Below are 21,240 nucleotides of genomic sequence, written 5' to 3' on the forward strand. Positions count from 1 at the left end.
GTTCGGGGTATTCGATGAAGCTCGCCATGACCGCCGCCGTGCTGGCGCTCGCCGCTACCACGGCCTCGGCCCAGACTGCCGAATGGCGCACGCCTGACCCCAACAACGTCATCGTCGTCGAGACGAACAAGGGCCGGATCATCGCCGAGCTCTATCCTGAGGCTGCGCCCAACCACATCGAGCGCGTGCGTGGTCTGGTGAAGGCCGGCTTCTACGACGGCCTGACCTTCTTCCGGGTCATCGACGAGTTCATGGCCCAGACGGGCGACCCGCAAAACACCGGGCAGGGCGGCTCCGACCAGCCGGACCTGACGGCCGAGTTCAACTTCCGCCGTGGCGGGGACCTGCCGTTGAGCTCGACCTTCAAGGTCGGCTCGAACGATTCCGGCTGGATCGGCGTCCTGCCGGTGACCAGCCAGCCGGCGGCCCTGGCGGTGATGACTGCCGACCGCAAGGTCTCCAGCTGGGGCAACTTCTGCCCGGGCGTGCTGGGCATGGCGCGCGCCACCGATCCCAACAGCGCCAACAGTCAATTCTTCTTCATGCGCCAGCACAACGCGTCGCTGGACAAGGTCTACACCGCGTTCGGCCGTGTGATCTCGGGCCTGGACGTCGTGCGGGCCATCAAGACCGGCGAGCCGGTGGCCGATCCGCAGGACAAGATGGTCAGCGTCAAGCTGCTGGCCGACCTGCCCGCCGACAAGCGCCCCTCGATCCAGGTGATGGACACCCGCTCGGCTGCCTTCCAGGCCCTGGTGACCAAGCGTCAGGCCGAGGTCGGCGCGGCCTTCGGCAATTGCGACGTCGAGATCCCGGCTCAGGTGAAGTGACATGATGCTCCGCGCGCTGGCGGCCGGGCTCAGCCTGGCGGCGATCTCGGCTCCGGCGCTCGCGGCGGGACCTGTCCCTTCTGTTTCGGGCAAGCCGGCCGAACAGGACTGGCGGACGCCGGCGCCGGATACGGTCATGGTGATCGACACCAACAAGGGCCGCGTGCTGGTCGAGCTGATCCCTGAGGTTGCGCCGAACCATGTCGCGCGGCTGCAGGACCTGACCCGCGCCGGCATCTATAACGGCCGGACCTTCTTCCGGGTCATCGACCGGTTCATGGCCCAGACGGGCGATCCGACCAATACGGGCGAGGGCGGCTCCGACCGGCCTAACCTCAAGGCCGAGTTCACCTTCCGCCGCGCCGCCGATACCGCCTTTATCCCGATGGCCGCGCCGGCCGGGTTGGAGGTCGGCTTCGTCAAGTCGCTGCCGGTCGTCAGCCAGGCCTGGAGCTGGGCCGACATGACCGCCGACCGCAAGGTGGCGGCCTGGGGGACCTATTGTCCCGGTGTGATCGGCATGGCGCGCGACGAGGACAACAACTCGGCCAACAGCCAGTTCTTCCTGATGCGCCAGCCCTATCCGTCGCTGGACAAGCGCTACACCGCCTTCGGCCGGGTGATCAGCGGCCTCGGCGCCGTGCGGGCTATCAAGACCGGCGAGCCCGTGCCCGCGCCACAAGACCAGATGCAGCGGGTGCGCCTGCTGTCCGACATCCCCGAGAGCCAGCGCCCCAAGGTGCGGGTGATCGATCCTCAAGGCCCTTGGTTCGCGGCCGAGACCAAGCGTCTGCGCACGCTGAGGGGCGCGGATTTTTCGGTCTGCGACATCGACCTGCCGGTCGAGGTTCGCTAACCCATTACCGGTTTCGGACGCGAGCCGGTTCACAGCTGCGCGCAATCCGCGCTAGAAGGCGCGTCACAACACTTGTCACCCCAAGGGAAGACCATGTCGGCTGACCTCGAAAACACCCTGATCCTGACCCTCGAGACCGGTCCGGTCACGATCAAGCTGCGTCCCGACCTGGCGCCGGGCCACGTCGCCCGCATCAAGGAACTGGTGCGCGAGGGCTTCTATGACGGCGTCGTCTTCCACCGCGTGATCCCGGGCTTCATGGCCCAGGGCGGCGATCCGTCGGGCACCGGCCGCGGCGGTTCGGACAAGCCGGACCTGAAGGCCGAGTTCAACGACGAGCCGCACGTGCGCGGCGTTTGCTCGATGGCCCGCACCCCGAACCCCGACTCGGCCAACAGCCAGTTCTTCATCGTGTTCGACGACGCCACGTTCCTGGACAAGCAGTACACCGTCTGGGGCCAGGTGACCGAAGGCATGGACAATGTCGACGCTCTGCCGAAGGGCGAGCCGCCGCGCGCGCCGGGCAAGATCGTCAGCGCCAAGATCGCCGCCGACGCCTAAGGGCTTTGCAAGCGCTCAAAAGAGAAAGGCCCCGGAGCGATCCGGGGGCTTTTTCATTTCACCGTCCGACGCAGCGTGACCACCATCGGCCGGTGGTCCGAGCCCAGGACCGGGCCGCGTTCGACCCGCACCGCATGCCATTCCGAGCCCGCATAGACGTGATCGATCGGCAGGAAGGGCGCGGGGGCTGCCGCGACGCGTGAGAACTTGCCGGCCGGCCAAGAGGGCAGGGCGCGGGTCCAGCGGCGCAGGCCCAGGGCCTTGTCCTGGCGCTTGAGCGCGAAAGACCAGGGCGTGGAGTTGAAGTCGCCGGTCAGGATGGTGCTCTGGGTCCCGAACGGGGCCAGGGTCTGGATCAGCTTGCGCGACTGGGCCTGCTGCGGGCCGGCCGGGATCGGCCAGGTGTAGTGCACGCCGGCCACCGTGAACGGGCCCTTGGGATCAGCCAGGGTCGCCCAGGCGCCGGCCAGATAAGGCTTGTCGGTCGGCACGCTGCCACGGGCCAGCATCTTCTTGCGCGAAAAGATCCAGGTCTCGCAGCGGGCGGCTTTGTCGCACGAGGCGAACGGGTAGTCCTGCCGCAGCGCCTTGATGACCGGCATGGCGTAGCCGCCGGCTTCTTCCAGGATCACCACGTCGGCGTCCTGGGCCCGGATCCACTCCAGGCTTTTCTCCGGCGTGCGGTTGTCGTGCCAGATGTTGAACTGGATGACCTTCAGGTCGCTGGCGGTGACGGTGGCGGGCTTGAAGCGCCAGGCGGCGACCAGCTCGGGCAGCATCAGCACGCCACAGGCGGCGATCGTGGCTCCGCCTAGGCCGATCATGACCCAGCGCTCGCTGCCACGGGCGAACAGTCCGCCCAGGATCGTGGCGCCCACGCCCATCAGCAGCCACAGAGGCGCGGCGTGGGTGAAGGCGTCCAGTCGGTCGCTCCAGGCGCCGCCCAGGCAGGTGAGGGCTAGGCCGAAGCCGACCAGGCCCAGCATCAGGGCGGTGCCGCGCACCAGGAGACTCAGGAGCTGGACGATCAGGCGCATGAGCCGCCCATAACACGGCTCTGTAACGGATGCGCCGCCCTACTCGCCGGGGTGGTGGAAGAAGCTGATATTGCGGAGGCGTTCGGCGCCGATCTGCAAACTGCCGGTGAAGACGCGCTGCGCCCCGCCGTTCGGCCCCCCGCTCCGGCCGGCCTTGTAGGCCGCCAGATCCGGCGTCAGTTCCAGCACCACCTCGCCCAGGTCCGCGGATCTGGCGTGCAGGAACACGCGTTGACCGTCGACCTGATAGGCGTCAGGGACCAGGGTCAGGCCGTTCTGATGGACGGTCTGCTCCATCTCATCCTTCTTCGCCGGACTGTCGACATTGGCGAAGATCAGCGTGATGGGCGGGTTCTTCGGATCGCGCTGGCCTGCTTCCCAGGCCGCGAAGTCCTTGGGGAGCCCGATCGACAGGTTCATCAGCCGCCAGTGACCGACCTGGGCTTGGGCCTCCACGAAGTAGAAGCCGACCAGTTCCACCGCCGGATCGTGCTGGAAGGCGGCGGGAGCGGGGACGGGAGCATCGATCGTCGTGGCCACGGTGCGCTTCTCGGTCGGCGCGGTCGGGGTCGGCGACGTGTCCTTCTTGGCCTCGCAGGCGGTGAGCAGCACCGGCAGTGCGAGCGCGGAAACGAGCAGGCGGTTCATGGCGATCTTCCCCCGAAGATTGTTGTTATGCGAACTGTGCGCGCAACCCGTTCAGGTTGTCCATGGCGCTCGCCTGGCGGCGTATGTCTTGACCTGACCGGCCCATCGTGCGCTTGAAACGCGCCCATGCGCCTTTCCGACTTCGATTTCGACCTGCCCGAGGACCGCATCGCCCTGCGTCCGGCCGAGCCGCGTGACGCCGCGCGCTTCCTCGTGGTCCGCCCCGGCCAGCCTCTCGCGGACCACGTGGTGCGTGAGCTGCCCGACTTCCTGCGGGCTGGCGACGCCCTGGTCTTCAACGACACCCGCGTCATTCCCGCTCGCCTGGCCGGCCTGCGCGAGGGCCGTACGACAGGCGGCGCCGACGGCACGCCGGTGGCCGTCGAGGCGACCCTGCACCGCCGCGTCGCCCCCGACCGGTGGAGCGCCTTCATGCGCCCGGGCAAGCGCCTGAAGGTTGGCGACCGCGTGGCCTTCGGCGCGCGCGATGATCGCGCCTGCGAGGCCGACCGCCTGGACGCCACCGTCGTCGAGAAACACGAGGGGGGCGAGGTGCTGCTGGCCTTCGACGTCTCCGGTCCCGATCTGGACATCGGTATCGCCCGCCACGGCGACATGCCGCTGCCGCCCTATATCGCCGCCAAGCGGGGCGAGGACGAGCGCGACCGCGCCGACTACCAGACCGTCTACGCCCGCGAGGACGGCTCGGTGGCCGCCCCGACCGCCGGCCTGCACTTCACGCCGGACCTTCTGGAGCGCCTGAAGGCCAAGGGCGTGTCGCTGCACTTCGTGACCTTGCACGTGGGGGCGGGGACCTTCCTGCCGGTCAAGACCGACGACGTTTCCGAGCACAAGATGCACGCCGAGTTTGGCGAGGTGACCCGCGATGTCGCCGACGCCCTGAACGCCGTGCACGCCGCCGGCGGCCGCATCGTCTGTGTCGGCACTACGTCCTTGCGCCTGCTGGAAAGCGCCACGGGCGAGGACGGCGTCGTTCGGCCGTTCGCCGACGAGACGGCCATCTTCATCACGCCCGGCTACCGCTTCCGCGCGGCCGACATCCTGATGACCAACTTCCACCTGCCCAAGTCGACCCTGTTCATGCTGGTCAGCGCTTTTGCCGGCCAGGCCACGATGCGGGCGGCGTATGAGCACGCTGTGTCGACCGGCTATCGCTTCTATTCCTACGGCGACGGCAGCCTGCTGTTCAAAGACGAGACTTCCTGATGGCCGCGTTCCCCTTCGAGATCAAAGCCACCGAAGGCAAGGCCCGCACCGGCGTGCTGAAGACCCCGCGTGGCGACATCCGCACGCCGGCCTTCATGCCCGTGGGCACGGCCGCGACCGTCAAGGCCATGACCGTCGACCAGGTCAAGGACACCGGCGCCGACATCATCCTGGGCAACACCTATCACCTGATGCTGCGGCCCTCGGCCGAGCGGGTGAAGCGCCTGGGCGGGCTGCACAAGTTCATGCGCTGGGACAAGCCGATCCTGACCGACAGCGGCGGCTTCCAAGTCATGAGCCTGTCGGGGATCAGCAAGCTGACCGAGGAGGCCGTGACCTTCTCCAGCCACATCGACGGCTCCAAGCACGTGCTGACGCCCGAGCGGTCGATCGAGATCCAGGCCGACCTGCTGGGCAGCGACATCGTCATGCAGCTGGACGAATGCGTCGCCTGGCCGGCGGAGGAGGCGAGGGCGCGCCAGGGCATGGAACTGTCGGCCCGCTGGGCGGTGCGCTCCAAGACCGCGTTCGGGACGCGGGACACTCAGGCGCTGTTCGGCATCCAACAGGGCTCGACGTTCGAGAATCTGCGCCGCGAATCCTCGGACCGCCTGCGCGAGATCGGCTTCGACGGCTACGCGATCGGCGGCTTGGCGGTCGGCGAGGGTCATGAGGCGATGTGCGACGTGCTGGACTACGCGCCCGGCATGCTGCCCGAGGATCGTCCGCGCTACCTGATGGGCGTGGGCAAGCCGATCGACCTGGTCGAGGCCGTGGCGCGCGGCGTCGACATGTTCGACTGCGTTCTGCCGACCCGCTCGGGCCGCCATGGCCAGGCCTGGACCTGGGACGGCGCGATCAACATCAAGAACGCCAAATATGCCGAGGACGAGAGCCCGCTGGATCCGGACAGCGACTGCCCCGCCAGCCGCGACTATTCCAAGGCCTATCTACGCCACCTGTTCAAGGCCGAGGAGATCCTGGGGCAGGTGCTGCTGTCCTGGCACAACATCGCCTTCTTCCAGGCCCTGACCGCCGCCATGCGCGCGGCGATCGAGGAGGGCCGCTTCGAGCAGTTCCGCCGCGACTTCCGGGCCCGGCATCTGGCCAACGGCTAGTAGGCGGGGCCCTTCGGCACGCGCGGGGCTTCTTCCTTGATGATCGGGAAGCGGGGCTTGAGCGGGCCGTAGCGATCGCGTGGCGGCGGCATGCCGGGCTCGACGACCACCGGCGCGGCCGGCGGCTTGTGCTGCGGCGTCGCCGGCGGGTTGCAGCCGCGCGCTTCGCCCAGGCCCTTCAGATAGGCCCGGCGCACCGCGCCCGAGGCGACCGCGCTCTGCACCAGGCGATCGTGACGCTCGGCCCCGGTCAGCTTCCGCACCCAGCCGCGCATGGGAATCAGGCCCTGGGCGGTCGTGGCCACCGCGCCCAGCGCCGCGCCGCCGGCCGCCTTGCGCCCGCGGTCGATCAGGTCCTCGTCCTCGGTCGGCGGATTCTGGTCGATGTCGTCGCCCAGGGCGATGTCCAACGGCTGGATCAGGGCGATCAGCGTCTTGCAGCTGGCCTCGACCGGCCGCTGGTAGGGATCGTCCATCGCTTCCAGCAGGACACGCGGGATCTTGGTGCGGACGATGTTCACGTCACGCAGCGGCGCGCTCATGGCGCCGGTGATTCCGTCTCGATTGGCTTCGGAGGTCGATTTGATTCGGCCTTCGTCGGTCGGTTCGACGGGCGAATCCTCGTGTTGCGGGGGCGGGGCGCCCAACAAAGGCGGCGGCTGCTGCTGTTTCGCGAAGGCCGTTCCGACCAGGGTCGCGCCGCAAACGGCCGCCAAAAGCAAGGTTCTACGCATGTCCTACCCTAACCCGCTCACAGCTTTACCGTCATCCATCCGAAAAACGGCGAAACCATGCTTGCGACGCGCAAAGCCCCCGACTATGGTCCGCGCCGCTTCCCCCGGTACCCGCCGGATCGAGAGCGGGCCGGTAGCTCAGTGGTAGAGCATTCGACTTTTAATCGAATGGTCGTGGGTTCGAACCCCACCCGGCCTACCATTTCAAACCTCTGATTATCCAAGGATTTCAGGGAGTCCACGCACTGGCGCGGACGACACCGACGTTTGCGCCGGCGTGTGCTGGTCTGCTAGCCAGGGCGCATGAACTGGTCAGGACCCATCACGGTCAATCTTCCCGCGAACGCCACGCCCTGGAGCCGGGTGCTGACGTTTCTGGGGCACTACGACACCCGCTACTACTGCACGCCCGGCTCGTATGTGAACATTGGCGCGGGGTCGCTGCCGTGCGTCAACAACCTCATGCTGGTGCCGGCCGGCGAGGTGGGCAAGGTCGGCGAGATCGGCCGCTTCTGCGAGATGCACCCTTCGGCCCGTATCCTGGTGCGCGGCGAGCACGCCAACGACCAGCCGGTGAACATCTGCTTCTCGGGCCTGCCGATCGTCAATGGGGCCTTCGACCAGTACGGGCTGAAGCCGCTGGAGCCCTTCGCGATCGGCAACGGAGTGGTGATCTCCGCGAACGCCCAGGTGATGAGCGGCCGGCGCATCGGCGATGGCGCGGTGATCGGAGCCTCCTCGGTGGTCACCAAGGACGCCGAGGCGCTGGGCGTCTATGCCGGCGTCCCGGCCCGAAAGCTGCGCGCCCGTGAGACCTTTGCGCCGTGGTGGGACTTCGACATCGCCTACCTGATGGCCAACCAGGCCCATCTGCAGGCGCTGGCGGGCCAGGTGTCGGCGCCGCACGTCTATCGTCCTGAGCGGCCTCGCTTCGTCCTGCGCAACGACGTCACCTCGATCACCTTCCTGGGCTTCCTGGAGGGGGAGGACGTCCGCCCGCTGGACCAGGCCCCGCAGGCTGTGCGCGACTACGTGGTCCAGGCGTTGCAGCCGGGACCCAGCCAGTGGCTGGCCGATTGCTGGGCCGCATGACGACGGACAAGGTCGCGCCAGTTTTTCTGTGGTCTTGGTCGGGGTTTCTCCGTTGCCCCATCGACAGGCTAGAGATTTAAGCGGCTCAGTTTCACCTCCGCCGGCGCCTTATCGGGGCGTCCGTGCGTTCAATTTCAGCCTAGTGCCATTTGGCGAGCCCGGACCCAGGACGACGATCAGACGATGACCGCCGACACCGCCGCCACCCGGGCTAGCGCGCCATCGCGGCGGCCGCTGTTTCGCCGACGCTCCGCTATCCCAGGCTTCGGACTAACGATGGGGATCACGCTCAGCGTCCTGTCGCTGATCGTGCTGATTCCGCTGTCGGCCGTAGCTATCAAGGCCGCCGAGCTGTCGCCGTCCGAGTTTTGGGCCGTGGCCTTTTCCGAGCGGGCAGTGGCCGCCTATCGCCTGACCTTCGGGGCGGCGTTCGTCGCGGCCGTGGTCAACGGCGTGTTCGGCGTGCTGACGGCCTGGGTGCTGGTCCGCTACGAGTTTCCGGGCAAGACCCTGGTCAACGCCCTGGTCGACCTGCCGTTCGCCCTGCCGACCGCCGTGGCCGGCATCGCCCTGGCCACGCTCTATGCGCCCAGCGGCTGGGTGGGGCAGTTCCTGACGCCGTTGGGCATCAAGGCCGCCTACAATCCGGCCGGAGTGGTGATCGCCCTGACCTTCATCGGCCTGCCGTTCGTGGTTCGCACCATCGAGCCCGTGCTGCGCGACGCCGCCGACGATGTCGAGGAAGCCGCCGCCAGCCTGGGCGCCAATCGCATTGACACCATCGTGCGGGTGATCCTGCCGGCCCTGGCGCCCGCCTGGCTGACCGGCTTTGCTTTGGCCTTCGCGCGGGGCGTGGGCGAGTACGGCTCGGTGATCTTCATCGCCGGCAACATGCCCTACAAGTCCGAGATCGCGCCGCTGTTGATCATCATCCAGCTGGAGCAGTTCGAGTACGCTCGCGCCGCGACGATCGCCGTGGTCATGCTGGCGGTCTCGTTTACGATGCTGCTGGTCATCAACGCCATCCAGGCCTGGTCGCGGAGGTTCGACTGATGAGCGTCGCTCCGTCACGCAGCCGCCGCGCCACCGACGATCCGGCCTGGGCCAAGGCCCTGGTCATTGGCGTGGTGCTGGCCTTCCTGGCGCTGGTCCTGATCGTGCCGCTGGTCGCCGTGTTCGCCGAAGCCCTACGCCGCGGCCTCGACGCCGCTCTGGTGGCGATCGCCAATCCCGACGCCATGGCCGCCGTGAAGCTGACCCTGCTGACCGCCGCCATCGCCGTGCCGTTCAACGCCGTCTTTGGCCTGTGCGCCAGCTGGGCGATCGCCAAGCACGAGTTCCGCGGCAAGCCACTGCTGATCACCCTGATCGACCTGCCGTTCTCGGTCTCGCCCGTGGTGGCGGGCCTGATCTACGTGCTGATCTTCGGCATGCAGGGTTGGTTTGGCGAATGGCTGGTCGACAACGACATCAAGGTCATCTTCGCCGTGCCCGGCATCGTGCTGGCCACGGTGTTCGTGACCTTCCCGTTCGTGGCCCGCGAACTGATCCCGCTGATGCAGGAGCAGGGGACCAGCGAGGAGGAGGCGGCCATCTCGATGGGCGCGTCGGGCCTCTACACCTTCTGGCGGGTGACCGCGCCGAACGTGCGCTGGGGTCTGATGTACGGCGTGCTGCTGTCCAACGCCCGCGCCATGGGCGAGTTCGGCGCCGTGTCGGTGGTCAGCGGCCATATCCGCGGCCTGACCAACACCATGCCGCTGCACGTCGAGATCCTCTACAACGAGTACGACTTCGTCGGCGCCTTCGCCGTCGCGGCCCTGCTATGCCTGCTGGCCGTGGTGACCCTGGTGCTGAAGACGGCGGTCGAGGCTGCTCAGCCCGGCGCCGGGCGTGGCGGACACTGAACGGATTCAAGGCCTTCCATGACCATCTCCATCCGCTCCGTCGACAAGAAGTTCGGTCGCTATCCGGCCCTCAACAAGGTCGATCTCGAGATCGCCGACGGTGAGCTTCTGGCGCTGCTGGGGCCGTCGGGCTCGGGCAAGACGACGCTGCTGCGCACGATCGCCGGCCTGGAGTTTCCCGACGCCGGTCAGGTGCTGTTCCACGATCAGGACGTGACCTACGCTTCGGCCGCGGCGCGCCGCGTGGGCTTTGTCTTCCAGCAGTACGCGCTGTTCAAGCACATGACCGTGGCCAAGAACATCGCGTTCGGCCTGGACGTGCGGAAGGGCAAGGACAAGCCGTCCAAGATCGAGATCGAGAAGCGGGTCGACGAGCTCTTGAAGCTGGTCGAGCTGGATGGCCTGGGCAAGCGCTACCCGTCGCAGCTGTCGGGCGGCCAGCGCCAGCGCGTGGCCCTGTCGCGCGCCCTGGCCGTGCAGCCCAGCGTGCTGCTGCTGGACGAGCCGTTCGGGGCCCTGGACGCCACGGTCCGCAAGTCGCTCCGCAAGGAACTGCGCCGCGTGCACGACGCCACCGGCGTCACCACCATCTTCGTGACCCACGACCAGGAAGAGGCCCTGGAGCTGGCCGACCGCGTGGCGATCCTCAACAAGGGCCAAATCGAGCAGGTCGGCACGCCCGACCAGGTCCATGACCAGCCCGAAACGGCCTTCGTCTGCGGCTTCGTCGGCGAGGCCAACTGCTTCGAAGGCCAGGTCAGCGGCGGCCAGTTCACCGCCGGCGCTCTGCGTCTGCCGGCCGCCGGCGTGCGCGATGGCGCGGCCACGGCCTATGTCCGGCCGCACGACTTCGTGCTGGATCCGAACGGCTTCGAGGTCCGGGTCGAGCGCGCCCACGTGCAGGGGCCGCTGACCGCCGTCAGCGCCGCCACCCTGGACGGTCGCCCGCTGGAAATCAGCGCTTCGCGCGCCGAGGCTGCTCTTTTCCAAGGTGTTGTGAAGATCGCCGCACGCAAAACGCACGTTTACGCCGTGTAAGGCGCTTTCTGTTAAGCACGCTCCGGATCAAATGCGTCCTGAACGAGAATCCGTGACGCGCTGACCGGGAGTTCTGAAGTCGAATGTCCATGATCGAGCCTTCGGGCGCGGAGCGTCGCGTACATCCTCGGATGCCCGCGGCCCGCAAGATCTACATCGTCGACGATCCGCGCTCGTGGAAGTGCTCGCTGCTGGACATCGCCGAGCGCGGCGCGCGTCTGTCGACGGCCGGCATCGCCGTGCCGCCGGACAAGTTCATCTTCGTGGACGCGGGCGGCCGCCGGGTTCACCTGGCTGAAGTCGTCTGGCGCTCGGGCGCCGAGGCCGGCGTGCAGTTCCTCAAGACCGAGCGCATCGGTCCCCGCGCGGGCGGCGCCGCTGGCGCGCTGGAGATCGCCCGCAAGTTCGCCGCCAACCTGCCGCCCGAGATCCTGCAGTAGGCTTTACTGCTGCTGTTGTTGCTGCTGCTGATGCAGGTCCTCGCGCAGGGCCGCGTCGGGGCGGCGGCGTCCGCCCGCGAAGCTCGGGCGGGCCATGCGCAGGAACTCTGGTTCGGCCACGGCTGCGCGGGCGCGGCGCACCGTCACCCCCACCGCCAGTTGGCTTTCCGTATCGCCCTTGTAGACCCCGCGTGACGGGGTGACGTCGGCATAGTCGCGGCCGACGGCCACGGCCACGTGGCGCTCGCCGGTCATCATGTTGTTGGTCGGGTCGAAACCGACCCAGCGCAGGCTGGGGAGGAAGACCTCGACCCAGGCGTGGGTGGCGTCGGGATCGGAGCGGTCGCCGGCCTCGCGGTCGGTGAACAGGTAGCCCGAGACATAGCGCGCCGGCACGCCCCAGCTGCGGCAGACCGCCAGCATGATGTGGGCGAAGTCCTGGCACACGCCGCGTCCGGCGCTGAGCGCCAAGTCGATCGGGCTGTCGGCGTCGGTGACGCCCGGTTGGTACTCGAAGGCCTTGTAGATGGTCTCCGACAGCATGCGCACGGCGGTCAGCGGATCGCGGCGCTTGAGGGCGTCCAGGTCGTGCTCGTTGATGAAGGTCTGCAGCGCCTCGGTCGTCTGGACGAAGCCGTGCGGCCGCAGGAAGTCGAAGCATTCGCCGCGCACGAACTCGCTGCGCAGGCGGTCCCACTCGCCGGTGTCCAGGTGGACGGGACGCTCGGCCGGGGCCTCGGTCTCGACCGCCGAGCGGGCGATGATGGTCAGCTTGTCGTGCGGCTGGGGCACGTCGAAGTGATAGACGGCGTTGCCGAAGCTGTCGGCGTACGAAAACACCTGGGCGGCCGGCTCCAGGTCCAGTTCGAAACTGACCAGACGCTGGCGGGCGGTCTTCTGGGGCTGCATCCACAGCTCCATCAGGCTTTCCCGGACCGGGCGCTCGTAGTGGTACTGGGTGACGTGGCGGATTTCGAGCAGCACAGGTCTGGTCCTTACGCGGGCAGGCGCGTTTCGAGCGGATAGGCCACGAAGGTCTCGTAGATCGCTTCGTGGATCCGCGCGCATTCGTTGACGACGGTGGTCAGCAGCGGGCCGGCGCCGACGGCTTCCAGCTCGTCGACATCGGCATACTGCAGGCGCGCCTTCAGGCGACCGGCCAGCCGTTCGGGACCGCCGCGTTCGCCGGTCGAGACCCGGCGGGCGAGGGCGGTCAGGTGCTGTTCGATCTGGCTGGTGGCGAAACGGATCGAGCGCGGGAAGTCCTCGTCGAAGACCAGGAACTCCAGGATGTGGCGCGGCTCGATCTCGGCGGTGTACGCGCGCAGATAGGGCTCCAGCGCGCAGGCCATGCGCAGCACGCTGACCAGGGCCACGTGGTCGTCGACCCGTCCGCGCAGCTCGGACTCGGCGAAGCAGACCTCCAGGAGGCGCGAGACCAGCTGGGCGCGCTCCATGTAGATGCCCAGCATCATGAACCGCCAGTTCTCGCCGTGGCTCATGGTGGTGTCGGCCGCGCCCTTGAACAGGTGCAGGTCGGCGATGATGTCGTGCAGGAAGTTGGCCGAGCCGTCCGAGAACTCCTTGCCGGCCTTGGCGTCGGTGACCTTCAGGTACAGCAGATTCAGCCGTTCCCAGGTCTCGGTGGTGATCTGGTCACGCACCTGGCGGGCGTTCTCGCGGGCCCGGGCGAGCGAGGAGACCACCGAGTTGGGGTCCTGACGGTCCAGCACCAGGGCCTCGGCGGCCTCGAAGGAGCCGAGGTCGATCCCGTCGCCCGGCTCGCCCACGGCGGCCATGGCGATCCAGACGGCCTGGGTCCCCGAATCCGTCTGGTCCAGGGTGGCGTTCAGCATCACCGACGACAGGCGCGACAAGTGCTCGGCCCGTTCGATGTATCGGCCCAGCCAGTAGAGGCTGTCGGCAACACGTGCCAGCATCATGGGCGGGCGCTCCCGTTGCCGTGGCCATTGGAGTGACCGTTGTCGTCGGCCAACACCCAGGTGTCCTTGGAGCCGCCGCCCTGGCTGGAGTTCACGACCAGCGAGCCGCGCTTCAGCGCCACGCGGGTCAGGGCGCCGGGCGTCACCACCGTCTTTTCGCCCGACAGGATGAAGGGGCGCAGGTCGACGTGGCGCGGTTCAATGCGGCCGTCGACCAGGCAGGGCGCGGTCGACAGCTGGATGGTCGGCTGGGCTATATAGTTCTCGGGATCGGCCTTGATGGCCTGGGCAAAGTCGTCGCGTTCCTTCTGGCTGGCGTGCGGACCCACCAGCATGCCGTAGCCGCCCGAAGCCCCGACCGCCTTGACCACGTACTTGTCGAGATTGTCGAGCACGTGGCTCAGCTGCCGCGCCTCGCGGCACAGGAAGGTCTCGATATTGGGCAGGATGGCGTCCTCGCCCAGATAGTAGCGGATGATGTCGGGGACATAGGCATAGACGGCCTTGTCGTCGGCGACGCCGGTGCCGGGTGCGTTGCAGATCACGACATTGCCGGCGCGATAGGCGTTGAAGAGACCCGCGGCCCCCAGCGACGAATCACGGCGGAAGGTGAGGGGGTCGATGAAGTCGTCGTCGACCCGACGATAGATCACGTCCACGCGGCGCAGGCCGGTCGTGGTGCGCATGTGGACCATGTTCTCGTGCACGACGAGGTCACGCCCCTCGACCAGTGGCACACCCATCAGGCGGGCCAGATAGGCGTGCTCGTAATAGGCGCTGTTGTAGACGCCGGGGGTCAGCACAACGACCTGCGGGTCGTTGCGCCAGTCGGCGGCCATGCTCTTCAGCGTCGACAGCAGCAGGTCGGGGTAACGCTCAACGGGGCGCACGCCGGCGGCGCGATAGGTGCCGGGGAAGGTGCGCTTGGCGGCGTCGCGGTTGGCCAGCATGTACGACACGCCGGACGGGACGCGCAGATTGTCCTCCAGCACCGCGAACTCGCCGTTCTGCTGGCGGATCAGGTCGCTGCCGCAAACATTGGCGTAGGCCTTGTGCGGCACATAGAGGTGCTGCATCTCGCGGCGATACGACGGCGCGCCCAAGACGAGCTCACGCGGCACAACGCCGTCCATCAGGATCTGCTGGTCGCCATAGATGTCGGCCAGGAACAGGTTCAGCGCCTGCAGCCGCTGGATTAGGCCCGCCTCGATCCGCTTCCACTCGTCGGCCGGAATGATCCGCGGGAAGAGGTCGGTGGGGATGATCCGCTCGGTGGTGTTTTCAGCGCCGTAGACCGTGAAGGTGATGCCCTGCAGCAGGAACGAGCGCTCCAGCGTGCGCTGGCGGCCGGCCAGTTCCTCGGCGCCCAGCGTCGACATGCGGCCGTGCAGCGGGTCGTAGTGGCGGCGGACGTCGCCTTCTGCGGTGAACATCTCGTCGTACGCGACGCCCGGCAGATACGCCGCGCTGGTCATCGGCAGGGGCGGGGCATCCGCTGATGTTGGGGTCTGTGCCGCCACGCTCTTATCCACGCCCATATTCCGCCTTGAGACCCATATTTAAGTCATTGGATGCGAACGCCGAAGCGATCGCGTCTTGTCAAACCTAGAGCGTCCTGCACGTCGAAAGCGCCGGAAACGACCGTCGCCACGCGATTGCACACGCCTGCTCAGCTTTTGGGCGCCGCACGCCCCCGATTGCTAAGCGCAGCTTGGCAAGAGTCGTTGCATTTCGATGCGTGACAGCAGCGGCGCCCCGGACTACAGCAGGGGCGGGGGCGCTTCGCGCGGGGAACGTGATTTGGTGCTTGGGCGGACCACCCTGGCCTTGACTGCTGTGATGTGGCTGAGCGCCACGATCGCTTGGGCCGACGAGCCGATGGCCCAGATCCAAGGCGTCGAGGACAAGGCCCTGCGCGACGCCATTCAGCGCGCCCTGACCCAATCCAAGTCCGCTCCGCAAAGCCGCGCCGAGGCCCGTCGCCGCGCCCGCCAGGCCGGCGAGGACGTGATCGCCGTGCTGCGGTCCGAAGGCTACTACGGCTACACCGTCGAACCCGATGTGCTGGACGGCGAGCCGCCCCGCGCCGTGGTCAAGGTCACGCCCGGTTCGGTCTTCACCATCGCCGATCCCCGCATCGACTGGTCCGGCGCGCCGCCCGACGAGGGCGTTCGCCAACGCGCCGCCGTCGCCATGCGACTCACCGTCGGCGAGCCCGGACGCTCGGCCGATGTCGTCGGGGCCGAGGGGCGCGTCGTCGCCCAGGTCGCCAAGCTGGGCTATGCCGACGCCGTCGCCGAGCCGCGCGAGGTCATCGTCGACCACGCCGACAACACCGTGCGTCCGGCCTTCAAGATCTCGTCCGGCGAGCTGGTGCATCTGGACGGCGTCGAGGTGGTCACCAAGGGCCGCACCAGTGCGCCCTGGATCCTGGGTCTGGCGCCCTGGAAGGAGGGTGACGTCTATGATCCCGAGGACGTCGCCGAGCTGGAGCGCCGGCTGCGCGACACGGCCGTCTATGATTCGATCTCGGTCTCGCTGGCCGGTCCCGACAAGGCGACGCCGCAAGGGCTGAGGCCGGTCGTCGTCACCCTGTCGGACCGCAAGTCGCGCACCATCGAAGTCGGCGCCGGCTTTTCGACCAGCGAGGGTGCGGGCATCGACACCCGCTGGATCCGCTACAATCGTCTGAAGCGCGCCGACACCACGACCTATGCGCTGCGCTTCGCCAAGTTGGAACAGCGCCTGGGCGCGGAGATCTCGCTGCCGCACTGGCGGCGACCGCAGCAGACGCTGAAGCTGAACAGCTCGGTCTTCCGCAACGATACCGACGCCTATAACGAAACCGGCGCCACAGTTGGCGTCGATCTGACCAAGCGGCGGCAGACCACCTCCTATCGCACCTTCGGCGTCTCGCTGGACCTGTCGCAGACCAAGGAGCAGGTTGCTCGGGAAACCGGACTGGCCGGACGCAAGCTGAACCTGGCCACCTTCGCGGGTCTGGCCGCCTATGCCTGGGACTTCTCCGACAACATCCTGGACCCCAAGCGCGGCTGGCGCCTCGAGGCTCGCGGCGAGCCCACCTATGTCGTCGGTGACACGACCCTGCCGTATCTGAAACTGACCACCCAGGGCTCGGCCTATCTGCCGCTGGGCAAGCAGGCCAGCACCGTGCTGGCCGGCCGCCTGAAGCTGGGCGCTATCATGGGCGGTGGCGTTCCCGAGGTTCCGGCGTCCCGCCGCTTCTACGCTGGCGGCGGTGGTTCGGTGCGCGGTTACGGCTACCAGGCCATCGGTCCGCGACTGACCGACAACACGCCGCAAGGCGGTGTTTCTCTGATCGAGACCTCGTTCGAGGTCCGTCAGAAGATCACGTCGAAATGGAGCGCCGTGGCCTTCGTCGACGCCGGCGCCATCGGCACCGACAAGACGCCGCAGCGTGAAGACTTCCGGGCCGGCGCGGGCTTCGGCGTGCGCTACGACCTGGGCTTTGGCCCCATCCGCGCCGACATCGCCGCCCCGCTGGGCCGCCGCAAGGGCGACCCGGCCTTCCAGGTCTATCTCAGCATCGGGCAGAGCTTTTGAGCGGCGAACAGGACAAGCCTGATCTGACGGAGTCGGTCGCCCAGGCCGCAGAGGCGACGGGTGAGGCCGCCGTCAAGGTCGCCAAGAAGATCGGTTGGGGCGGCGCGTTGCTGATCGCCGCGGCGATCCTGGCCGGCATCCTGATAGTCATGGCCGGCGGCCTGCGCTTTGCGCCGATCACCCCGCAAGGCCGCATGTTCCTGGAAGCCCGCGCCTCGGGCCTGAAGCTGGGCCGCATCGGCAAGCTGCATATCGAGGGCCTGTCGGGCGACATCTGGAAGGACTTCGGGGTCCGCCGTCTGACCATCTCCGACGAGAAGGGCGTCTGGTTGGAGGCGCACGACGTGCGCGTGGCCTGGCGTCCGACCGAGTTGTTCGGCCGTCGCTTCCACGCCGAGCGCATCGACGCCCGCGACGTCATCGTGCTGCGCCGCCCGACCATGGGGCCCAAGGGCAAGTCCAGCGCCGCGCCGGTCTCGGTCGACCTGGACGCCTTCGCCCTGCGTCTGGTGACCCGGCCGGCCTTCAGTGGCCGCGATGGCGATTTCGACGTGTCTGGCGCCTATGAGATGGCCCGCCAAGGCGGCCAGAAGGGCAATCTGGCGGTCAAGTCGCGCCTGCACACAGGCGACCACGCCAATCTCGATTTCGACCTGGGGCGCTCCAAGAGCCTGCACCTGCTGGCTGATGCCACGGAGGCCAATGGCGGCGCCATCGCCGGCGCGCTGGGCCTGCCCGCCGACCGTCCGTTCGACCTGAAGGCCAAGGCCGACGGCACCACCAGCCGCGCCGCCTTCGATGTCATCGCCCGCTCGGGGAACACCACGCCGCTGGAGGCCAAGGGGGCCTGGAATGAGGAGGGCGGTTCGGCTCGCGGCCGCATGGACCTGACCGCCTCGACCCTGACCCGCTACCCGGCCAAGATTTTCGGCCCGCAGGCCGAGTTCACCCTGGACGGCAAGAAGGCGACGAACGACGGCCTCTCGGCCCTGACCCTGGATGTCCGCGCCGAGAACCTGACCCTGCAGGCCAACGGTCTGGCGGACCTAGCCAAGAAGCGCACCGGTCCCGACGGCCTGGCCTTTAACGCCCGTATCGGTCAGCTGAAGCGCATCGTCACCATTCCGCAGATGGGCCAGGGTCTGGCCAACGGCGTCTTCCGCCTGGAACCGGGCGGCTTCTCGGTCGAGGGCGACGTCGATGTCGCCGACCTGGAACTGCTGGGCTACCGCCTCAAGCGCGCCAAGGGGCCGACCAAGGTCCGCTGGGCCAAGGGCGAGCTGGACATCGCCGTCCAAGCCGCCGGCACGGGCGGCGGCGGTACGGGCCTGCTGGCGGTGCTGGGCAGCAGCCCGAAGGCGACCTTCGAAGGCGCGCGGGTCAAGGGCGGCCAGTTCCTGATCAAGTCGGCCCGCATCGACGCCCCCAATCTGATCGTCACCGGCAAGGGGGAGCGCGGCGTTCTGGGCGGCCTGTCGTTCAACGGCGAGATGCGGGTGGCCAGCCTGGGCCCTGTGCGACCGGGCGCAAAAGGCTCGGTCACCGCCAAGTGGACGGCCAACAGCTTTGCGGGTCGCCCCTGGAGCTTCACCGTCGACAGTCGCGCGGCCAATTTCGCCACCGGCTATGCCGAGATCGACCGCCTGCTGGGCGCAACGCCGCGCCTGAACGCCAAGGCCGGCTGGAACAACGGCGTACTCAGCGTCGCCGACGCCCAGCTGGCCGGGACCAACGCCAGCCTCAAGTCCTCGGGCAAGATGATCGCCCAGGGCCTGGGCCTGGACTTCAAGCTGGACTGGACGGCCACGGGGCCCTTCAGCGCCGGTCCGGTCGAGATCGCCGGCAAGGCGGCGGGCGACGGCCATGTCGGCGGCACGCTGTCGGCGCCGAAGGCCGAGCTGCAGGCCGACTTCGACAGCATCGACCTGCCCAGACTGCCGCTGACCAAGGCGCACCTGACCCTGACCTTCGCCCGCGGCCCCAACGCCACGGACGGCGTCGCGGCGCTGCAGGCCGACAGCACCTATGGCCCGGCGCGCGGTCGCACGGCCTTCCGCTTCTCGCAGGGCGGCATCGAGCTGTCGGAGCTGGACGTCGACGCCGGCGGGGCCAAGGCCAAGGGCGCGGTCACCCTGCGCAATGGCCTGCCGGCCACCGCCGACCTGACCGTGGCCGTCGGCCCCGGCGCCTTCCTGCCGCAAGGCCAGGTCAAGGGCGCGGCCAGGCTGGTCGACGTCCCGGGCAGCAGTTCGACGACCGCCAATCTTGACCTGACCGCCGAGGAGGTGGCCTTCGGCGCCTGGAAGGTGCGTTCGGCGCGGATCAAGGCGGACGGCCCGCTGTCGCGCCTGCCGCTGTCGATCGACGCGCGCGGCGACGCGCCGGGCGGCCGCTGGCGCATCGGCGGCTCGGGCGCCTTGGCCCAGACCGGCAAGATCTTCGACCTGTCGCTGGACGCTGCCGGCCGCCTGGGCCGCACCGAGGTCAAGACGCGCGAGACGGCCAAGGTCCGTTTCGGCGACGGCCCCACCCAGGCCCGCCTGCGTCTGGCCATCGACAAGGGCCGCGCCGACATCGACGCCGATCTGGGCGGCGCGACCGCCATGCTGAAGGCGCAGCTGGCCGGGGTGGCGATCACCGCCTTCAATCCCGACCTGGACGGCGACATCGACGGGGCGTTCAACCTGCGCGGCCAGGGCGAGACCCTGACCGGCGACTTCGACATGCGCCTGGCCAACGCCCGCGAGCGCGGGGCCAAGATCGAGCAGTCGCTGAACGCCAAGGTTCACGGCGACCTCACCGACAGCCGCCTGACCATCGTCGCCGACGGCGACAACAGCCAGGGCCTCAAGGCCGAAGCCAACCTGTCCCTGCCGGTCGAGGCTTCGGCCAAGCCGCTGCGGCTGGTGATCGACAAAAAGCGCGGCGTACAGGGCCAGTTCATGGCTCAGGGCGAGATCAAGCCGCTGTGGAACCTGCTGATGGGCGCCGACCGCTCGCTGTCGGGCAAGATCAACCTGCAGGCCAGCCTGGGCGGCACCCTGGCCGACCCGCGCCTTATCGGCCAGGCGACCCTCGATCGCGGCGGCTTCGAGGACGGCCAGACGGGTCTGAAGCTGCGCAACGTCACCCTGCGCGCGGCCCTGGCTGACAACGCCATCGACGTCAGTCAGGCTATCGGCGAGGACGGGCAGGGCGGTTCAGTCTCGGGCGCCGGGCGCATCAGCCTGGCTCGCGACGGGGTCGGCAACTTCAAGCTCGACATGAAGAGCTTCCGCCTGATCGACAACGACCTAGCCTCGGCCGTGGCGACCGGCCAGGCCAGCGTCAACCGCTCGGCCGACGGCAAGATCAAGCTGTCGGGGGCGGTGACCATCGACCGCGCCGACGTCTCGGCCCAGAGCAAGACCCCGGCCGGCGTCGTGGCCATGGACGTCATCGAGCGCAATCGTCCGCAGGACCTGGATCAAGGCCTCCAGCGCCGTCCGACCACCGGCGGCATGATCCTGGACCTGGACCTGAAGGCCGCTCGCCGGGTGTTCGTGCGTGGCCGCGGCCTGGACGTCGAGCTATCGCTGGACGCTCACGTCGGCGGCACCTCGCTGGCGCCGGTCTTGGGCGGCACCGCCCGCGTGGTGCGCGGCGAGTATGACTTCGCCGGCAAACGCTTCGAGTTCGACGACGACGGCGTGGTCTATCTGTCGACCCAGCTGGACCGCATCCGCCTGGACCTGTCGGCCACCCGCGAGGACGCCGCCCTGACCGCCGTGGTGCGGATCCTGGGCACAGCCGCCAAGCCGGAAATCACCCTGACCTCGCGCCCGGAACTGCCCAGTGACGAGGTGCTGAGCCAGGTCCTGTTCGGCTCGTCGGCGGCCCAGCTGTCGCCGATCGAGGCCGCGCAACTGGCGTCTGCCCTGGCCGCCATGGCCGGCGGCGGCGGCTTCGACGTAATCGGCAACCTGCGCAGCTTCGCGCGTCTCGATCGCCTGGCCTTTGCGGAAAGCGCCACCGGCATGACCGTCTCGGGCGGCAAGTACGTGACCGACGATGTCTATCTGGAGATCATCGGCGGCGGCCGCGAAGGTCCCGCGGCACAGGTCGAGTGGCGGATTCGCCGGACCCTGTCGCTGGTCTCGCGGATCGGCGGCCAGAACGACGCGAAGCTTTCCGTCCGCTGGCGAAAGGACTACTAGGAGGCAAGGCTGTTGCGTGGGTGACCGG

Annotated in this window: 18 protein-coding genes and 1 tRNA gene; 13 read left to right on the forward strand and 6 right to left on the reverse strand. The window is 68.4% G+C overall.

Translation table 11 applies throughout. The features are described from left to right. Positions 1 to 14 precede the first annotated feature (14 nt). From ABDW31_RS13090 to ABDW31_RS13100, 3 genes are all read left to right on the forward strand, one after another. Positions 15 to 830, forward strand: a complete 816-nt coding sequence (locus ABDW31_RS13090) for a peptidylprolyl isomerase (protein ID WP_184719008.1) — start codon at positions 15 to 17, stop codon at positions 828 to 830. A 1-nt stretch (position 831) separates the two neighbouring features. Beyond that, complete coding sequence (locus tag ABDW31_RS13095) at positions 832 to 1,686, forward strand: peptidylprolyl isomerase (RefSeq protein WP_184719009.1); 855 nt, start codon at positions 832 to 834, stop codon at positions 1,684 to 1,686. Between the two features lie 93 nt (positions 1,687 to 1,779). Further along, positions 1,780 to 2,247: a peptidylprolyl isomerase gene (locus ABDW31_RS13100; protein ID WP_184719010.1), complete on the forward strand. Its 468-nt coding sequence runs from the start codon at positions 1,780 to 1,782 to the stop codon at positions 2,245 to 2,247. 53 nt (positions 2,248 to 2,300) lie between these two features. Here ABDW31_RS13100 and ABDW31_RS13105 read toward each other — a convergent pair whose 3' ends face one another. Beyond that, positions 2,301 to 3,284 carry an endonuclease/exonuclease/phosphatase family protein gene (locus tag ABDW31_RS13105; protein WP_184719011.1) on the reverse strand — a complete coding sequence of 328 codons (984 nt, stop codon included), beginning with the start codon at positions 3,282 to 3,284 and terminating at the stop codon, positions 2,301 to 2,303. Between the two features lie 39 nt (positions 3,285 to 3,323). Further along, positions 3,324 to 3,932 (reverse strand): hypothetical protein, encoded by a 609-nt coding sequence (locus ABDW31_RS13110; RefSeq protein WP_184719013.1) that lies wholly within the window; start codon positions 3,930 to 3,932, stop codon positions 3,324 to 3,326. 126 nt (positions 3,933 to 4,058) lie between these two features. Here ABDW31_RS13110 and queA point away from each other — a divergent pair, with 126 nt between their 5' ends. Further along, entirely contained in the window at positions 4,059 to 5,159 is a 1,101-nt protein-coding gene (gene queA, locus ABDW31_RS13115; protein ID WP_184719015.1) for a tRNA preQ1(34) S-adenosylmethionine ribosyltransferase-isomerase QueA, read from the forward strand. Beyond that, entirely contained in the window at positions 5,159 to 6,277 is a 1,119-nt protein-coding gene (tgt, locus tag ABDW31_RS13120) for a tRNA guanosine(34) transglycosylase Tgt (protein ID WP_184719017.1), read from the forward strand. The genes queA and tgt overlap by 1 nt, the downstream gene beginning before the upstream one ends. Here tgt and ABDW31_RS13125 read toward each other — a convergent pair. Beyond that, positions 6,274 to 7,011 (reverse strand): hypothetical protein, encoded by a 738-nt coding sequence (locus ABDW31_RS13125; RefSeq protein ID WP_184719019.1) that lies wholly within the window; start codon positions 7,009 to 7,011, stop codon positions 6,274 to 6,276. The genes tgt and ABDW31_RS13125 overlap by 4 nt on opposite strands. 127 nt (positions 7,012 to 7,138) lie before the next feature. Here ABDW31_RS13125 and ABDW31_RS13130 point away from each other — a divergent pair. The 6 genes from ABDW31_RS13130 to ABDW31_RS13155 all read left to right on the forward strand — a co-directional run bounded on the left by ABDW31_RS13130 (position 7,139) and on the right by ABDW31_RS13155 (position 11,488). Next, positions 7,139 to 7,213: transfer RNA gene (locus ABDW31_RS13130), tRNA-Lys, on the forward strand. 101 nt (positions 7,214 to 7,314) lie between these two features. Further along, positions 7,315 to 8,103: a hypothetical protein gene (locus ABDW31_RS13135; protein WP_184719021.1), complete on the forward strand. Its 789-nt coding sequence runs from the start codon at positions 7,315 to 7,317 to the stop codon at positions 8,101 to 8,103. 183 nt (positions 8,104 to 8,286) lie between these two features. After that, entirely contained in the window at positions 8,287 to 9,156 is an 870-nt protein-coding gene (gene cysT, locus ABDW31_RS13140) for a sulfate ABC transporter permease subunit CysT (RefSeq protein WP_184719023.1), read from the forward strand. Continuing rightward, positions 9,156 to 10,010, forward strand: coding sequence for a sulfate ABC transporter permease subunit CysW (cysW, locus tag ABDW31_RS13145; RefSeq protein WP_184719025.1), 855 nt, complete (start codon positions 9,156 to 9,158; stop codon positions 10,008 to 10,010). The genes cysT and cysW overlap by 1 nt, the downstream gene beginning before the upstream one ends. An 18-nt stretch (positions 10,011 to 10,028) precedes the next feature. Beyond that, on the forward strand, positions 10,029 to 11,048 hold the full coding sequence (locus ABDW31_RS13150; RefSeq protein ID WP_184719027.1) for a sulfate/molybdate ABC transporter ATP-binding protein: 1,020 nt from the start codon (positions 10,029 to 10,031) through the stop codon (positions 11,046 to 11,048). Between the two features lie 83 nt (positions 11,049 to 11,131). Further along, on the forward strand, positions 11,132 to 11,488 hold the full coding sequence (locus ABDW31_RS13155) for a PilZ domain-containing protein (protein WP_184719029.1): 357 nt from the start codon (positions 11,132 to 11,134) through the stop codon (positions 11,486 to 11,488). 3 nt (positions 11,489 to 11,491) lie between these two features. Here ABDW31_RS13155 and ABDW31_RS13160 read toward each other — a convergent pair whose 3' ends face one another. From ABDW31_RS13160 to ABDW31_RS13170, 3 genes are read right to left on the reverse strand one after another with little or no spacing between them, the layout of a single operon-like run. Beyond that, on the reverse strand, positions 11,492 to 12,472 hold the full coding sequence (locus ABDW31_RS13160; protein WP_184719031.1) for a transglutaminase family protein: 981 nt from the start codon (positions 12,470 to 12,472) through the stop codon (positions 11,492 to 11,494). Positions 12,473 to 12,483: 11 nt separating this feature from the next. Continuing rightward, entirely contained in the window at positions 12,484 to 13,431 is a 948-nt protein-coding gene (locus ABDW31_RS13165) for an alpha-E domain-containing protein (RefSeq protein ID WP_184719033.1), read from the reverse strand. Beyond that, the gene (locus tag ABDW31_RS13170) at positions 13,428 to 14,951 is read right to left on the reverse strand and encodes a circularly permuted type 2 ATP-grasp protein (protein ID WP_184719035.1); all 1,524 of its coding nucleotides are present in this window, start codon (positions 14,949 to 14,951) and stop codon (positions 13,428 to 13,430) included. The genes ABDW31_RS13165 and ABDW31_RS13170 overlap by 4 nt, the downstream gene beginning before the upstream one ends. Before the next feature lie 280 nt (positions 14,952 to 15,231). On the opposite strand from ABDW31_RS13170, the gene ABDW31_RS13175 reads away from it, so the two are divergent. After that, positions 15,232 to 17,016: an autotransporter assembly complex family protein gene (locus ABDW31_RS13175; RefSeq protein WP_184719036.1), complete on the forward strand. Its 1,785-nt coding sequence runs from the start codon at positions 15,232 to 15,234 to the stop codon at positions 17,014 to 17,016. 23 nt (positions 17,017 to 17,039) lie between these two features. Next, positions 17,040 to 21,212 carry a translocation/assembly module TamB domain-containing protein gene (locus tag ABDW31_RS13180; protein ID WP_184723853.1) on the forward strand — a complete coding sequence of 1,391 codons (4,173 nt, stop codon included), beginning with the start codon at positions 17,040 to 17,042 and terminating at the stop codon, positions 21,210 to 21,212. The last annotated feature ends 28 nt before the right edge of the window (positions 21,213 to 21,240 follow it).

This window comes from Caulobacter sp. (assembly GCF_039596335.1).
Lineage (GTDB): Bacteria > Pseudomonadota > Alphaproteobacteria > Caulobacterales > Caulobacteraceae > Caulobacter.

Bases quoted from the DNA above. Each gene is read 5' to 3' on its own strand.
- ABDW31_RS13090 (WP_184719008.1), top strand. From the start codon at position 15: ATGAAGCTCGCCATGACCGCCGCCGTGCTGGCGCTCGCCGCTACCACG.
- ABDW31_RS13095 (WP_184719009.1), top strand. From the start codon at position 832: ATGATGCTCCGCGCGCTGGCGGCCGGGCTCAGCCTGGCGGCGATCTCG.
- ABDW31_RS13100 (WP_184719010.1), top strand. From the start codon at position 1,780: ATGTCGGCTGACCTCGAAAACACCCTGATCCTGACCCTCGAGACCGGT.
- ABDW31_RS13105 (WP_184719011.1), bottom strand. From the start codon at position 3,284: ATGCGCCTGATCGTCCAGCTCCTGAGTCTCCTGGTGCGCGGCACCGCC.
- ABDW31_RS13110 (WP_184719013.1), bottom strand. From the start codon at position 3,932: ATGAACCGCCTGCTCGTTTCCGCGCTCGCACTGCCGGTGCTGCTCACC.
- queA (WP_184719015.1), top strand. From the start codon at position 4,059: ATGCGCCTTTCCGACTTCGATTTCGACCTGCCCGAGGACCGCATCGCC.
- tgt (WP_184719017.1), top strand. From the start codon at position 5,159: ATGGCCGCGTTCCCCTTCGAGATCAAAGCCACCGAAGGCAAGGCCCGC.
- ABDW31_RS13125 (WP_184719019.1), bottom strand. From the start codon at position 7,011: ATGCGTAGAACCTTGCTTTTGGCGGCCGTTTGCGGCGCGACCCTGGTC.
- ABDW31_RS13135 (WP_184719021.1), top strand. From the start codon at position 7,315: ATGAACTGGTCAGGACCCATCACGGTCAATCTTCCCGCGAACGCCACG.
- cysT (WP_184719023.1), top strand. From the start codon at position 8,287: ATGACCGCCGACACCGCCGCCACCCGGGCTAGCGCGCCATCGCGGCGG.
- cysW (WP_184719025.1), top strand. From the start codon at position 9,156: ATGAGCGTCGCTCCGTCACGCAGCCGCCGCGCCACCGACGATCCGGCC.
- ABDW31_RS13150 (WP_184719027.1), top strand. From the start codon at position 10,029: ATGACCATCTCCATCCGCTCCGTCGACAAGAAGTTCGGTCGCTATCCG.
- ABDW31_RS13155 (WP_184719029.1), top strand. From the start codon at position 11,132: ATGTCCATGATCGAGCCTTCGGGCGCGGAGCGTCGCGTACATCCTCGG.
- ABDW31_RS13165 (WP_184719033.1), bottom strand. From the start codon at position 13,431: ATGATGCTGGCACGTGTTGCCGACAGCCTCTACTGGCTGGGCCGATAC.